Annotated in this window: 11 protein-coding genes; 3 read left to right on the forward strand and 8 right to left on the reverse strand. The window is 72.2% G+C overall.

Annotation, left to right across the window (positions count from 1 at the left end; all coding sequences use genetic code 11):
* Positions 1 to 36: 36 nt before the first annotated feature.
* The 5 genes from Vse01_RS08635 to Vse01_RS08655 form a co-directional block, all read right to left on the reverse strand.
* Positions 37 to 915: a carbohydrate ABC transporter permease gene (locus tag Vse01_RS08635; protein WP_093406993.1), complete on the reverse strand. Its 879-nt coding sequence runs from the start codon at positions 913 to 915 to the stop codon at positions 37 to 39.
* On the reverse strand, positions 915 to 1,937 hold the full coding sequence (locus Vse01_RS08640; RefSeq protein WP_093406991.1) for a carbohydrate ABC transporter permease: 1,023 nt from the start codon (positions 1,935 to 1,937) through the stop codon (positions 915 to 917). Before Vse01_RS08640 ends, Vse01_RS08635 begins: the two co-directional genes overlap by 1 nt.
* Positions 1,938 to 1,947: 10 nt before the next feature.
* Complete coding sequence (locus tag Vse01_RS08645) at positions 1,948 to 3,246, reverse strand: extracellular solute-binding protein (RefSeq protein ID WP_093406988.1); 1,299 nt, start codon at positions 3,244 to 3,246, stop codon at positions 1,948 to 1,950.
* 644 nt (positions 3,247 to 3,890) lie between these two features.
* Positions 3,891 to 4,622, reverse strand: a complete 732-nt coding sequence (locus Vse01_RS08650; RefSeq protein ID WP_093406986.1) for a hypothetical protein — start codon at positions 4,620 to 4,622, stop codon at positions 3,891 to 3,893.
* Complete coding sequence (locus Vse01_RS08655) at positions 4,615 to 5,190, reverse strand: RNA polymerase sigma factor (RefSeq protein ID WP_373870658.1); 576 nt, start codon at positions 5,188 to 5,190, stop codon at positions 4,615 to 4,617. The genes Vse01_RS08650 and Vse01_RS08655 overlap by 8 nt, the downstream gene beginning before the upstream one ends.
* Before the next feature lie 83 nt (positions 5,191 to 5,273).
* On the opposite strand from Vse01_RS08655, the gene Vse01_RS08660 reads away from it, so the two are divergent.
* Positions 5,274 to 6,518 carry a YncE family protein gene (locus Vse01_RS08660; RefSeq protein WP_239104273.1) on the forward strand — a complete coding sequence of 415 codons (1,245 nt, stop codon included), beginning with the start codon at positions 5,274 to 5,276 and terminating at the stop codon, positions 6,516 to 6,518.
* Between the two features lie 69 nt (positions 6,519 to 6,587).
* Here the strand turns inward: Vse01_RS08660 and Vse01_RS08665 are convergent, their stop codons facing one another.
* The 3 genes from Vse01_RS08665 to Vse01_RS08675 form a co-directional block, all read right to left on the reverse strand.
* Positions 6,588 to 8,045 (reverse strand): hypothetical protein, encoded by a 1,458-nt coding sequence (locus tag Vse01_RS08665; RefSeq protein WP_093406981.1) that lies wholly within the window; start codon positions 8,043 to 8,045, stop codon positions 6,588 to 6,590.
* A complete protein-coding gene (locus Vse01_RS08670; protein WP_093406978.1) occupies positions 8,042 to 9,889 on the reverse strand; it encodes a dynamin family protein in 1,848 nt (615 codons plus the stop codon). Before Vse01_RS08670 ends, Vse01_RS08665 begins: the two co-directional genes overlap by 4 nt.
* A 96-nt stretch (positions 9,890 to 9,985) precedes the next feature.
* Positions 9,986 to 10,879, reverse strand: a complete 894-nt coding sequence (locus tag Vse01_RS08675) for an IniB N-terminal domain-containing protein (RefSeq protein WP_093406976.1) — start codon at positions 10,877 to 10,879, stop codon at positions 9,986 to 9,988.
* A gap of 297 nt (positions 10,880 to 11,176) precedes the next feature.
* Here Vse01_RS08675 and Vse01_RS08680 point away from each other — a divergent pair, with 297 nt between their 5' ends.
* Both Vse01_RS08680 and Vse01_RS08685 read left to right on the forward strand, forming a co-directional pair.
* Positions 11,177 to 12,469 (forward strand): Hsp70 family protein, encoded by a 1,293-nt coding sequence (locus Vse01_RS08680; RefSeq protein WP_093406973.1) that lies wholly within the window; start codon positions 11,177 to 11,179, stop codon positions 12,467 to 12,469.
* 5 nt (positions 12,470 to 12,474) lie between these two features.
* Positions 12,475 to 14,994 carry a helix-turn-helix domain-containing protein gene (locus Vse01_RS08685; protein ID WP_198413199.1) on the forward strand — a complete coding sequence of 840 codons (2,520 nt, stop codon included), beginning with the start codon at positions 12,475 to 12,477 and terminating at the stop codon, positions 14,992 to 14,994.
* Positions 14,995 to 15,006 lie beyond the last annotated feature (12 nt).

Below are 15,006 nucleotides of genomic sequence, written 5' to 3' on the forward strand. Positions count from 1 at the left end.
GCGCGTCGAGGAACTGCCGTCGCTTCCGCTGACGGATCAGCCCTTCACGGCTCCGGTCAGCCCGCCGACGATCCGGCGTTGGAACAGACTGAAGAAGACCAGCGCCGGGATCATCGAAAGAGAGGTGAACGCCAGGACCTTGGCCGTGTCGACCGAGTACTCCGAGGCGAACGCCTGCACGCCGAGGGGCAGCGTGAAGGTCTCCTCCCGGTTCAGGATGAACAGCGGCAGCAGGTATCCGTTCCAACTCTGGATGAAGGTCAGGATGGCCACGGTGATGACGCCCGGCATGGCCAGCGGGAGCACCATCCGCCAGAAGAAGCCCAGTCGGCTGCAACCGTCGATCGACGCGGCCTCCTGGATCTCGTCGGGGATCGCCCGTACGAACGGGACCAGGATGATGATGGTCAACGGAATGCCGAACCCGATCTGCGGCAGGATCACCCCCGGCAGCGTGTTCATCAACCCGAGGTTCTTGACCAGGATGTACAGCGGGGTGATCGCCACCGTCAGCGGGAACATCAGACCGGCGGCGAACAGCGCGTACATCGCCCCCCGCCCCCAGAAGCGGTAGCGCGCGATGATGAAACTGGTCATCAGACCGAGCGTCACCACCCCCGCCGTGGTGGCCAGGGCCACGATTGTGGAGTTGAAGACCTGCTGCCAGAAGGTGCTCCCGGTCAGCACGTCGAGGTAGTTCTGGGTCTGCCAGGTGGTGGGCAGCCCGGCGGGGTCGGTGGTGATCTCCGCGTTGGTACGGAAGCCGCCCAGGATGATGTAGACCACCGGGGCCAGCATCGTCGCGATGAGCAGCAGCGCGATGAAGTACACCGACGGGTCCGTCCAGCTGAACGGCTTCCTGGACCGGGATGACCTGCGCGGCGCCCGGCGCCCCGCTACGGCGGTCACGGCCATCAGCGCCTCCCTCCGGTGATCGCGCCCTCGGTGTCCCGGCGCAGGATGAACCGCTGGTACAGCAGGGCTGCGAAGAGCGAGATGAAGAACAGGACCACGGCGACCGCGTTGCCGTACCCGTACTCTCCCGCGTTTCGTCCGTTGGCCACCATGTAGGTGGCCATCGTCGAGGTCCCCGCCGTCGCCGCCACGTACTGGCCCCAGATGATGTAGACCAGGTCGAACAGTTGCAGGGCGCCGATCATCGACAGGAAGGCCCAGATGCGGATCGTCGGCCCGAGCAGCGGCAGTGTGATGCGTCGCTGGATCTGCCAGTACGACGCGCCGTCGATCGCCGCGGCCTCCGTCAGTTCCTCCGGGATGCCCTGTAGCCCGGCGAGGAAGAGGATGACGGCGAAGCCGATGTACTTCCAGGTGAGGATGCCCATCAGCGTCCACATGGCGATCTTCGGATCGGAGAGCCAGTCGTTCTGCAGCCAGCCGAGCCCGATCTTCTCGAGGACGGCGTTGACCACGCCCTCCCCGTGCAGCATCAGGCTCCAGCCGGTGCCGACGACCACCTCGGCGATGACGTACGGGATGAAGACCAGCACCCGGATCAGCGTCTGCCCCCACATCTGCCGGTTCAGCAGCAGGGCGAGCAGGATGGCCGCCGGCCCCTGGAGCAGCAGGGACAGCACCACGATGATGCCGTTGTGGCGCAGGGCGTCGATGAAGGTGCTGTCTTCGAAGATCAGCAGGTAGTTGCGGAATCCGACGAAGTCCTCAGCCGGCCCGTAGCCCTGCCAGCTGAAGAAGCCGTAGTAGGCGGCCATGGCCACGGGCAGGATGACGAACGACAGGAACACGATAAGTGTCGGCCCCGTCATCAGCGCGATTTCCAGCCGGGCCGGCCAGCCGATGCCCTTGCGTCGGCGGCGCCGGGCCGGGGGCGACACGACCGGCGTGTCACCCCCGACCTTCGTCAGACCCGGTGACGGGTCCGGCGCGAGCCGTACGCTCTCGTGTTGCGTTTCAGACATGGCGTTCGGACTACTGCGCCCTCTTGGCGGCGGCCTTGACCGCGTCGACGATGCTCTGCGGGTCCCCCTTGCCGGCCAGCATGTTCACCACTGCGGTGTTCAGGGCGTTGCCGACGTTCTGCCCGTAGACCGTGTCGAGCCACTGCGAGACGAACGGCGCCTGGTTGTAGGCGGCGAGGATGGACTGCAGGTGCGGCTCGGTGACGGCGGCCTGGGCCTCGCTGTTGACCGGCGGCGCGTTGAACGCCTCGTAGTAGGCCTTCTGCACGTCGGTCTTCGCGATGTAGTTCAGGAAGGCGGTGCACTCGGCCTTGGGAGCCTGGGCCGAGCAGGAGTAGCCGTCGACACCGCCGAGGATCGCGCCGGGCTGACCGGCACCGCCCTCGATGCTGGGGAAGGGGAACCAGCCCAGGTCGGGCAGCGGCTTCTGGTCCGGGGTCAGGGAGGCGATGACGCCGGGGTTCCAGGCGCCCATCAGCTCCATCGCCGCCTTCTTGTTGGCGAGCAGACCGGCCGAGCTGCCGGCGCCCTGCTGAGCGGAGGTGGTCAGGAAGCCGTTGTTGAACGGCTCGGACGCGGCGAAGTTCTGCACGTCCTGACCGGCCTTGAGCCAGCAGGGGTCGTCGAAGGTCATCGTCTGACCGGCCTGGGTGATGGTCTCCGAGCTGCACTCACGCAGCGCGAAGAAGTAGTAGTAGAAGGCGGCCGGCCAGGCGTCCTTTGCACCGAGGGCGATCGGCTGGACGTTCGCCGCCTTCAGCTTGGTCACGGCCTCCTGAAGCTCGGTGAGGGAGGCCGGGGGTTGGTTGATGCCCGCCTTGGCGAACAGGTCCTTGCTGTAGAAGAAGCCGCCGGGCAGGACGGCCACCGGCATCGCGTAGACCTTGCCCTCGATCGTCTGCGCCGTGAACGACCCCTCGGAGATCACCTTCTTGGTGTCGTCGGTGATCGAGTCGGTGAGGTCCATCAGCTGGCCGGCCTTGACCATCGCGGCCATCTTGCCGCCGCCACGCTGCATGAACACGTCGGGGGCGTCGCCGGAGTTCAGGGCGGTCTGGAGCTTGCCGTCCAGGTCCTCGTTCTGGATCGACTGAATCTCAATCTTCACGTTCTGGTTGGCGGCCTCGAAGTCCGCGACCGTCTTCTCCCAGAATGCCTTACCCGGCCCGGTGCTGGCGTTGTGCCAGAAGCTCATCGTGACCGAGCCGTCGCTGTTACGACCGTCCGAGTCGTCGCCGCCGCAGGCCGCCGTCGCCAGGACGCCCGTCGCCAGGGCTACCGACACAGCCAGTAGTTTTCTCGCCCTCATCAATCTTCCTCTCTGCCAAGTCCGCCAACCTGAAACACCCCTGCGAACGAGCCGAAGGCCAGCACGTGCGCCGTGGCGGCGCCGAAGGGGTGTTTCCTGTCGACAGGCACTGGTCCGGGCTCGCCTCGCGGTCACCTCGCGATCAACCTCGGAGTGACCCAGGCCACCGACGGCCAAAACGGTCGCAGACTTGTCCGAAAAAAACAAGACACGTTTCCGAAACTTCCGTGACCTGAAGTCGGGGGTGACGACGTCGCTGGTCAGCCGGGTTTATCGGTGGCGGTAGCAGGGCGGCTACGAACGTGGCTCTGTGTGACAGGGTGTTTGCGCTAACAAACACTGGTCGGTTACGGGGTCCGAATCGTCCGGAAGCTGGGCCGGGAGCCCCGCCGCACCGCTTCGGCAACCTGGTAGCTCGCATCCTGGTCCCGGAAAAATCCCGGTAGGGACTCCGGGCGCCGTCGTCGGGCTCACCCGCGAGGAATCGTTGTGGGCCCGTTACGAAGGCGATACCGAACCACGGGCGGGTGGAGGCGCCAGGCAACTCCTGGCGGCACTGGTTGATCACGCTTACAGGCATGATTGCGCGGAATTGTCACCAGCAGCGTACGACCGTCACGTGATGCCAAATCGACCCTGCGGTGTCACGCCAGGGTGGTGGCGATCATCACCGCCTCGGCCATTGTCAGATCGCCTTCCAACCGATACGTCACCCCGGAGTCCGCCCAGATCAGCGTCGCGGCGGCGAGGCGGGCGCTCGCCTGGTGGGTGATCCCGTCGCGGTCCACGTAGGAGACCGGGTGCGGGCCATCGAGCCAGATCGCCTCGGCCGCGCCCACCTGCGTCCACTCGGCGTCCGACCCGCCGGCCTGCTTGAAGAAGACCGGATCGAGGCGGCCGTCGAAGGTGTCCAGGCGCAGGGCGCCGGCCCGGTAGAGCAGGCTCGCCACCCGGTATGCGCCGGTGCCGTCCGGGTCGGCCAGCAGCGCCTGCTCGGGCGGACCCAGCACGGTCGGCGTCCGGATCGGGAAACGCACCAACCGGCGAGCCTCGTCGAGGGCGGCGGTGCGCTGTCCCGGCGGTGGTGACGGGACGCCGGTCGGTGCCGTCCGGTCGGGCGAGGTGCTGATGGTGACGCCGGCGAAGCGCAGCAGGCCCGCCATCGCGTCGGCGAGCGCGGCCCGTCCCGACGGCAGCATCACCAGCAGCGCGGCGAGCGCCGCCGCGAGCGCGTACCGCCAGCGCCGTCGGACCGCGACGCGGCGGGAGCGTGGTGCGGTGGTCAGCCGGGCACGGACCCGGGCCGTGACGTCCGGTGGCTCGGGGGTCGACAGCCAGCCGGACAGGTCGCGTAGCTCCCGCTCCAGATCATCCACGGCTGACCTCCTCGACGGCGAGCAGGCCGCGCAGTTTCCCAAGTGCCCGCGAGGTGCGCGACTTCACGGTGCCCCGGGGCCAGCCCAGCATGGTGACCGTCTCGTCCTCGGTCAGATCCAGCAGGAACCGGCAGACGATCACCTCCCGGTCCCGCGACGGCAGCGATCGCAGGGCCCGCACGAGGGCGGCTCGGCGTTCCCCGGCGAGGACCGCGCCGACGGCGTCGTCCTCGACGATCTCCGAGCCCGACGCCACCCGCGCCGCACGCAGCGCCAGGCCGTCGCGCCGCTCCCGGCTGCGGTGCAGGTTGCGTGTCTCGTTCGCCACGATGGCCAGCAGCCAGGAGCGGAACGACGAGTCGCCGCGATAGCGGTCGAGTTTGCGGTACCCCTTCACGAACGCCTCCTGGATGACGTCCTCGGCATCGGAGCCCGCGCCGAGCAGCACCGCGGTCCGGTACGCGGCCGCGGTGTGCCGAGCGACCAGGGACTCGTACGCCGCCAGGTCACCTGCCTGCGCGCGGGTGACGAACTGCTCGTCGTCCAGGGCTACCTCCGGTGGGATCACCCCTACTGACACCGCTCGTGCCGACGAGGTTCCATCGCGCCGGGTGGGAACCCGGGACGGCCCGCCGGTGTCACCGGGTCATGATGGCGAACACGACGTTCTCGCGGCGTACCCTGCTGACCGCCCTGGCCGGGGCCGGCGCCGCCACCCTGGTCGGCTGCGAGCCGACCCCGGCCGCCGCCGACCCGCTACCGGACCCACTGCTCGTCACCCTCGACGGCGGCCTGACCGTGCTGCGTGGCACCGACCGGCAGCGGATCGGCGCCGGAGTGGCCACCGCCGACGGGCGGCTGGTGTGGACGGCCGCCGCCAACGGCGCCGACACCGACCTGTGGCGCGTCGACGCCGGCCGGGGCGACGCTTCCGAGCGGGTACGGCTGCCGGGCCGCTGGGTGCCGCAGACCGCCTCCACCGACGGCAGCCGGCTGGCGCTGACCACCGAACGCCTCAGCGCCACCGGGGACCGGCCCGCCGGACGCGCCGAGACGCCTGTGTTGATCGCCGACGCCGCTGGGGTGCGGCAACGGCTGCGGCTGCCGGGCAACGTGGTGCCGGAGGCGTTCACCCACGACCTGGCCGGGCTGTTCGTGCTGGAGTGGCTGCCGCCGGCCGCGCCGGACCGCTACCGGGTACGCCTGGTCGACCTCGCCACCGGGGTCACCGGGCCGCTGCTCACCCGGGCCAAGACACCGGTGCCGGAGGGCGCGGAGGAGGAGATGCGTGGTGACGGACGGCAGGCGGTGCTGGCCCCGAACCGCGCCGTGCTCTACACGCTCTACACCCACCAGCCCGACCATCAGCACACCCGGGACCGGATCAGCGGCCGGCCGGGCAGCGACGTGCACGCCTTCGTGCACACGCTGCACCTGGAACAGCGGTGGGCGTACTGCGTGGATCTGCCGCACCCGTTCGGGGAGGGGCCCGCCGACGGCCACACCATGGCCATCGCGCCGGACGGCGGCCGGCTCTACGTCGCCGACGTCGGCTCCGGCGCCGTCGCGGAGATCTCCACCGAGGAGCTGACCGTACGCCGCGTCGCCACCCTCGGCGCTGGCAGTGGTCCGGCGTTCGCGGCGGCCTCCGCCGAGCGGCTGTTTCTCGGCGCCGGCACCGTCGTACGGGCCGTGGAACTGGCCGGTCTCGCCGTCACCGCCGAGCGGGCCACCGCCGACCCGGTCACCGGCGTCCTGCTCAGCCCGGACGACACTCGCCTCTACCTGGGCCAGCGGGCAGCGGTGTGCTGGCAGGATCCGGTCACCGGCGCGGAACTCGGCCGCGCCGCCGTGCCCGGTCTGGTGGGCCTGCACGCTCCCGCGCGGCCCGCCTGACCCGGCATCGTCGATCCCCGACGCGGCCGGTCGTCGCCGAGGCCCGCCGCAGGCGGCAAGGGACTCCAGCTAGCGGGCGTGGGCGGCGGCCAGGTCGGCGAGCAGACCCTCGCAGCTGCGGGCCACCACCTGCGCGCCCCGCCGCTGTGGCAGCGCGATTCCGGGATCCTCGGCATGCTCGCGCCACCGCCAGCGCGCCTCGGCGGCGGTCTCCCACAGCCACGCCAGTGTCGCGTCGGGCGCGATGCCCAGCCGGGCGGCCGGTTCGTCACCGTCCCCGCCGACCAGCCGCCGCGCCTCGGCGGCCAGCTCGGCGTCGAATCCGAGCCGGCCGTCCCGCAGCGCGGCCAGCAGCCGGGATTCGGCGAACTCGTGCGCACCGGCGAGCAGCTGCTCCAGCGCGGCGAGCAGGTCGCCGGTGACCGGACCCGGTTCGTCCCGCAGCAGCGCCTCCACCGCCGTCAGCGCCGACCGCGCCTTGAGCACGTGCCGGCGGTCGACGAAGAGGCGGTTGAGCGACTCGCGTAGCTCACCGAGCCCGCTGCGACGGACCAGCTCGGCGGCCAGCGCCACCCGGTTGTCGCAGCCGGTGCGGACGAGCGTGGTCGCCAGGCGGATTCCGACCACGCCGAGCCGCTCCAGCAGTGCGTTACGGGTGGCCGCGTCCAACCCGGCCGGTGGCTCGCCGCGGGCGAACCGCTCGGCGGAGAGGAGGTACGGCTCAAGCTCGGCGCGCGGCACCCGGGCCAGGGCCGCCAGCGCGGTGAACTCGGTCTCGCCGAGCACCCGGCCGGCCAGGCCGAGCAGCCCGCTGCACGGCACCACCGTCACGCAGAGCGAGTCCACGTGCGGGTCACGTAGCGCCCGTCGGGCGAGCTGACGGGCGCCGAGCAGCGCGTCGACCCGACCACCACCGGATTCGTCCACCCGGGACAGCACCATGATCGTGTGGACGGGTGCGGCCTGCCCGACCACGCCCTCCCGGGTCGCCCCCAGGATCCGCAGGTCGGCTCCCCGGGCGTCGCGGGTCAGGTACAGCAGCGCGTCGGCCTCCCGCAGCACCCGCGCCAGCACCGGATCCGTTGCCTGCTCGTCGGCTGCGCCGATCGCCGGTGTGTCCAGCAACGTCACCTGCCGCAGCGAGCGTGCCGGCCACCGCACCACGATGTCGCGCAGTTCCCCGGCGCGCCAACCGGTGAGGTCGACCCGCATCCCGGTGCCGGAGCGCAGCACCGTCAGCCGCTGCGGGGGGTGACTGGTGGAGTACCCGGTGGCGTCCGGCTGCGGCCCGTCCTCGTACCAGGTGAAGGCGCTCCCGTCGACCGGGGCCACCTCCTCGCCCATCAGGGCGTTGAGCAGGGTCGACTTGCCGCTGCGCCACCCGCCGACGACGGCGACCCGCAGCGGCTGGTCGTAGCGGGCCAACTGGTGCCGCAGCAGCTCGCTGGCCCGGGGGTTGTCGCGGTAGCCGTGCAGCGCCCGGTGCAGCAGGTCCCGGACCCCCGCGTCCAGTCGCCCGCCGGTCATGCCAGCGGCGCCAGCGGCGCCGGGCGGGCGGCGGTCACCTGCTGCGCCTGCTCATACAGCTCGGCCAGCCGGATCATCCGTTGCTGGATCTCCCGCTGGCGTCGCTCGCGTGCCGCCGCGTCGGTGTCGGCCGCCTCCTTGGCGCTGCGCAGCGACTCGATGATGGCGGTCTGCAACTCGTCGGTCAGGGCGGCGAAGTGATCCCGCAGTACCCGCTGCGCCCGGCGGGCCGCGTCCCGGCTGTCCTTGCTGACCTGGATGAAGAAGTCGTCGACGTGCCGCTGTACCGCCGCCTTGACCGTCGCCTGCCGACGGCGCAGCAACTGTTTCCCCTCGTCGCGGATGCTCTTGCCGCCGAACAGGGCACCGGCACCGATCGAGATCGGGTTGATCATCGGCATGCCGGCCAGGGTCAGGGCCAGGCCGAACATCAGCAGCCCACCGTAGGAGCCCTTCATGCCGGTGAACATCTTCTGGCCGACGGTGAACCGGTCGACGTTGGGACGTTCCAGCTCCGGCACCGGTGCGCCGTACTCCGCCGAGGCGGTCAGCGGCCACGGTGGCAGCGACCCGTGTCCGTACCGGGCGAACGACTCGGCGACCCGCCGGGCGATCCAGTCGCACCGCTGCACCAGCCACCGCCGGTTCGCCGCAGCCGCCTCGACGAGGCTCTCCTCCAGCCACTGCGCCACGGCATCCCATGCCACAAGTGGGTCGGCGGTCTCGAACGCCTCGTCGACCATCCGCAGGATCTGCCGGGTACGGTCGCGCAGGTCGTGCTCGATGTCGGAGATCAGATCGGCCATCTCGTCGGTCAACGTGTTCTGCCAGCGGGTGGCGCACCGCCGCAGCTCGTCGACCTCCCGTTGCGCCGCGTGCAGCCGGGCCATCGGGGCGGACTCCTCGGCCGAGCGCTGGTCGGTCAGTTCGGCCCGTAGCGGGGCGGCGAGCTGCTCCACCACGGTGCGCGCGGTCAGCACCACGGCGGCCCGGGCCAGGGTGTCGGGCTTGGCGGCCAGGTGTCGCCGGAGCAGGGCGATCAGCGCCGGGAAGCCGGACTCCGCGTTGAGCGCGTGGTCGCCGGTGGCGGCGGCGTGCAGGCGCAGCGCGGCGGACACCGGGACCAAGGGGGCCGGCACCCCGGCGTCGGCCAGGTGCCGCCGGTTGCGGTCGGCCACCGCCCGCCAGTCCGGCACCAGGTCCGTTTTGGTCTGTACCACTGCCACGTTGGAGTGCGACCGGGTGAGGTGCAGCAACATGTTCAGCTCGTTGACCGCCAGGTCCCGGGTGGAGTCGGTGACCAGCAGCACGGTGTCCGCGCGGGCCAGGGCGGCGACCGGGGCGCCGGCGCCCACGGCGGCGAGGTCACCGCCGCCCGGCATGTCGACAAGCACCATGCCGGCGCCGAGCAGCCCTCGGGGCAGGCCGATCTCGATGTACGCGGGGCCGCCGCCGGGCAGCCGGCCGGTGCTGCCACCGACCCCGGCGGCGATCTGGTCGGTCGGCACCGGCGTCCGTTGCACGGCCGGCGGGTCGGCGGCCGGCGGCGTTCCCGGTCTGGTCAGTGGTGTCTGCACCACCGTCGCCGAGGCGACCTCGGCGTGCCGCAGCACCGTCGGCAGGACTGTGGTGGTTCCGTCGCCGACCGGGCAGACAGGTGCGTTGACGATCGCGTTGACCAGTTGACTCTTGCCCTGGTTCGGCTCGCCGACCACCAGCACGGTCAACGTCGGATCGAGCAGGTGGGCGCGCTTGAGGCGGACCGCCTGAAGCAGATCGCCCCGACCATGTTCCTGGCACGTGCGGGCGATGTCGTCGAGCGCGTCGAGCCAGATTCCCGCCATCACCGCACCAAGTGTGCTGAATTCGGCTCAATTATCAAGTGCGAGAAGTGGGCGGGGCCGGCACCGGATGGTGTCGACCCCGCCCGCTGACGGGTGTCAGAGCAGACCGTCGGTGAGGCCCAGCACCCCGCCGGTCGAGGTGGAGGCCTCGCCGTGGGTTGCCGTGTCCCCGCTCACCGAACCACTGACCCCGCCGTCCAACAACCCCTTCGTACCGCCGGTGACGGTCCCGGTGACGCCGCCCAACAGGCCATCGACCTGCCCGGTCACACCGCCCACAGTGGAGTCGAGGTCCAGCGACGGCACCACGCCGCCGGTGTCGCCGGTCAGGCCGAGCCCGCCCAGGGTGTCACCGACACCGAGCGAACCGACCAGATCGCCGACCTGACTGGTGGTGCCGGGAAGCAGACCGGACGTGGTGTCCAGCAGTCCGGAACTGGTCCCGTTCACCGCGGACACCGGGTCACCCACCGCGCCGGTGACGTCACCGAGCGCCGGCTCGGTGGTGCGGTCGAGTGGGGCCACCACGTCCGCGTCGAGGGTGTCGGCCACATCGTTCACGCCGGACAGATCCACGCCCACGCCGGTGGGGGTCACGCCGACGCCGACTCCCGGGAAGACGGTCGCCCCTGCGGTCACCGTCGACGGGTCGACGGCGATCGTGCCGAGCACGCCGGCCTTGAGGTCCACCCCGGAGTGGGAGCTGCCGACGCTGATCTGCTGCGCCACGCTCTGCAACTGGCTGATCGCGTCGGTGGCGTCACCGACAAGCGGGTCGAGGCCGAGCTGCCCGGTCACCGGGGCGACCGGGGCGAGCCCCTGCACCGGGGCGTAGTCCACCACCAGCGGCACCACGTCCTGGACGTCGGCGGCCGTGATGTCACCGAGGCCGGCGGCCCGCAGCGCGCCCTCCGGGTCGAGGTCGAACGCCGACCGGGCGTCCGCGTCGGTCAGCAGGTTGAGCACGAAGTCGTGCAGGGTCTGGTCCATTTTGGGGGTTCTCTCCTCGGCGAAACGTCAACGACCGGTGATCGCCGATGACGCTACGGGCGGTGCCCGGGTCCGGGCATCGGGGACGATCCCGCAATCCGACCCGTCCGATTAGGGGCATCCGGGCTCTCGTACGTTAGGGGGAGTGGGGGACCGGCGCCCGCCGAAGTTGGGGCTCCTGATGCCGGAGTGATCTCTGGTACGAACGTAGGAGCCCACGGGGTCCCCCGGGGCGGCCCGCAACGGTGGGCCTGTCCGGCCCACCCCCACGGCCGACGCGGTCAAGGAAGAAAGCAGATGGCCTACGTGCTCGGGATCGACATCGGCAACACCAGCACCGTCGCCGCGGTCGCCCGGCACCGCGACGGGCACTGGGGTCATCCCGAGCCGGTCGCCCTGCACCCCGGACCGGGGCCGCTGCCGTCGACGCTGCTGCTGTCCACCGACGGCACGTTCACCCTCGGTGAGGGTGACGAATCGGAGCGTACCGCCCGGGGGGTGCTGAGCCGGGTCGGCGACGACGTGCCGCTGCTGCTCGCCGGTGAGCGGTACCGGCCGGAGACCCTCGTCGCGTTGCTCGCCGCGCACGTGGTCGATCAGGTCCACGGTGCCCGGGGCGCGCCGGCCGAGATGATCGTGCTCAGTCATCCCGCGTCCTGGGGACGGTACCGCTGCGACCTGCTGCACAACGCGTTGTGGGACTACGGCCTGGGTGCGGTGACGCTGCTACCCCGCACGGTCACCGTGGCGGAGGGACACGCCGCCCGGGGCTTCGCGGGTGGGGTCGCCGCCGTGTACGCGCTGGGTGGCGGCACCTTCGAGACCGCACTGGTCCGGCGCAACGCCCGGGACCGGTACGAGACCGTCGGCGTCCCCGCGACACTCACCCGGCTCGGCGGCGCCGACTTCGACGAGGCGCTGGCCGGGCACGTACGGTCCGTGCTCGCGCGGGATCTGGCCACCGCCGGCCCCGGTGCCCGTACCGCCCTGCGTCAGCTGCCCGTCGAGTGTGAACGGGCCAAACGGGAGCTGACCGTCGGGTCGCAGACCGACGTGGCGTTGTCGCTGCCGACCGGGCCCGTCCGGGTGCCGGTGACCAGGCTGGAGTTCGAGGAGCTGATCCGGCCGGCGGTTCAGGCCACTGTGGAGCTGCTGTCGCAGGCCGTCCGCGCCGCCGACCTGGCACCCGCGCAGTTGGACGGCGTGTTGCTGGCCGGCGGCGCCAGCCGGGTACCGCTGGTCGCCGAGCTGCTCGCCACGGCCGGCTTTCCGGTCGAGACCGCGCCCGATCCGCAGAACACGGCGGCGGCCGGCGCCGCCGCCGCCGGCACCCGGATCCTGTCCCCACGTCCGCTGCCGGCCGGCCCGCCGCCACCGGCCGGTCCACCCGCGACCGTCGGCACCCCCGCCGCCCTCGCGACCGCGTCCGTCGGATCGGTGGCGCGCACCGCCGGTCCACCCGTGGGCCCGGCCGACGACCTGACCCCCCGCGAGGAGCCACCGCCCCGCCCGCCGATCCGCTACCCACCCCTCGACCTGCCGAAGCGATCTCGCCGAAAGCTGGCCCGCAACCGGGGACACGAAGGATGACCGCCATGATGACGAGCGCCGTGGCGGACAGCCCGCTGGTCCTCGACGCCGAACCCACCGACCTGCTCGACGCGATCACCGCGGACCCGGCCGCGCCGCTCGCTCTCGGGGTGACCGGACCGGGCGGCCACGGCCGCACCACCTACCTTCAGGAGCTGGCCGGTCGGTACGCCCGGGCCGGCGTCACCGTCCACACCGAGGTGCCGGCCACCGACGACGCGTACGTCCCCGACGCGGTGCTGCTGATCGACGATGCGCACCTGCTCGACGAGGCCCGGCTGGGTACGCTGCGGCGGCTGGTGTCCGACCGCCGGCACCGCATCGCGATCAGCTACCGACCGTGGCCCCGGCCGGCAGCGCTGGTCGAGCTGACCGACACGCTGCGTCGGGAGGGCCGCCAACTGCTGCTCACCCCGTTCACCCGGGCGCGCACCGCCGCGTACCTCGCCGCCGTGCCCCGCCTCGGCCGCCGCCCGGACCTGGTCGACTTCGTGCACAGCCAGACCGGCGGGGTGCCTCGGCACGTGGGATGGCTTGTCGACGGGCTGCGCGAGCAGGAGACGGCCACCGGCGTTCCGACCGAACCGCCTCGCCAGGTGGTCCTGCACCTCGGTCCCGACCTGGACCACCTCTCCTCCGACGTGCGACGGCTGCTGATCGCGTTGGCCGCCGGCGTTCCGCTGCCGGCAGAGGCGCTGCGCCCACTGTTGAACCGCGGACCGGCGGAGATCGACGACCTCGTCGCCGAAGCCCGCGCCGCCGGGCTGCTCGGCGCCGACGGCCGACCCACCCCGCTGGTCCGGCGGGCGGTGACGGCGCTGAGCCCGGCCGCCGACCGTACCGCCGTCTGGCATCTGCTCAGCGAACTCGCGCTCAGCCGTGGCGCACCGGTGTTGCCGCTGGTGCGCTCGCTGCTGGCGGCCGGTGTCGCCGGTGACTGCCCGGCCGCCACCCTGGAGGCGGCGGCGGAGGAGGCCCTCGGTGGCGAGCCGGCGCTGGCGGCGCACCTGTTCGCCGCGGCGGGCGCCGCCGGCCGCCCCACCGGCGTCCGGCAAGCGGTCGCCGCCGCCCTCGCCGGTGACCTCGACCTCGCGCTGCGACTGGCCGACCGGCTGCTCACCACCGCGCCGCCGGACCAGCGGGCGGAGGCTGCTCTCGTCGCCGCCACCGCATTGGCCCATCGCGGACAGACCGACCGCAGCGTGGAGCTGTACCGCTGGTCCGGTGGGGTCAGCGCGCACGCTTTCGCCACGGTCGGCGCGCTCGCCACCGCCCGTTCCACCGACCATCCCGAGCCGGTCCCGGACAGCCCGCCGACGTTGCAGGCCGGTGCCGCCCGGCTGATGGCCGACGGGGTACGCGAAAGTGTCCACGGCACCCCGTCGGCAGCCCTGTCCACCCTCGTGCAGGCGGCGGCCCTGCTCGAACCCGACGGGCGGGCGGTGCTGCTGCCGGACAGCCCCGCCGCGCTGGCGGCGCTGACCGCCGTGCACTGTGGTGAGCTGGACATCGCCGAGCGGGTCCTCGACCGGGCTCTGGCCAGCGGCATCGGCGGGCCGCTGCTGACCGGCCGGCACCGGCTGTTGCGAGCCTGGATCCTGATGGCGCGGGGGCGGATCGCCGCCGCCGGTGAGCAACTCGCCGAGGCGACCACCGGTGTCGGGCTGGAGTCCCGCGACCTGCTCTTCGCCGCCGGGTTGACCATGGGCATCGCCCGGCGCGCGAGCGACCTCGGCGCGTTGCAGCGTGGCTGGGTGCCCGCGCTGGAGGCGGTGGTCCGCCATCCGGTCGACCTGTTCACGCTGCTGCCGCTGGGCGAGCTGGCCATCGCCGGTGCCCGCCTGGGCGACCTGGGTCGCCTCCAGCCCTACCTGCGGGCCGCCCACGAGTTGCTCGGCCGCCTGGCCGATCCGCCGCTGTGGCGTACGCCGCTGCACTGGAGCGGGCTGCATGCGGCGATCCTCACCGACGACCCGGTCGCCGCCGACGAGCACGTCAGCGCCCTGCTCGCCGCCGCCGGCCACAGCCGGTACGCCGCCGTGGTGGCCGCCGCGGCCGAGTGCTGGCTGGAGGTGCTGCGCGGCACCGTCGATCCGGTCCGGGTGGAGGCTGCCGCCCGGGGCCTGCACGACACCGGCCTCTGCTGGGACGGTGCCCGGCTGGCCGGGCAGGCCGCCATCCGCACCGCCGACCGGCGGGCGATGACGGCGTTGCTGGACTGCGCACGGGCGCTTCAGGGCCGGTCCGCCGCCGAGGACCGCAAGCCGGCGGCCGGCACCGTCTCGCCCCGGCTCAGCGACCGGGAGCGGGAAGTGGCCGAACTCGTCGTCGCCGGTCTCACCTATCGGGAGATCGGGGATCGGTTGTTCATCTCCGCCAAGACTGTGGAGCACCACGTGGCCCGGATGCGCTCGCGGCTCAACTGCGCCAACCGCACCGACCTGTTGGCCCTGCTTCGAACCATCCTGGCTGACCCGTCGTACACCACGAACGGACAGCCGTGGCCCCGACGGGCCACGAACTGAGCCTCGGACCGG

This window comes from Micromonospora sediminimaris, from assembly GCF_016863575.1.
In the GTDB taxonomy this organism is placed as follows: Bacteria; Actinomycetota; Actinomycetes; order Mycobacteriales; family Micromonosporaceae; genus Micromonospora; species Micromonospora sediminimaris.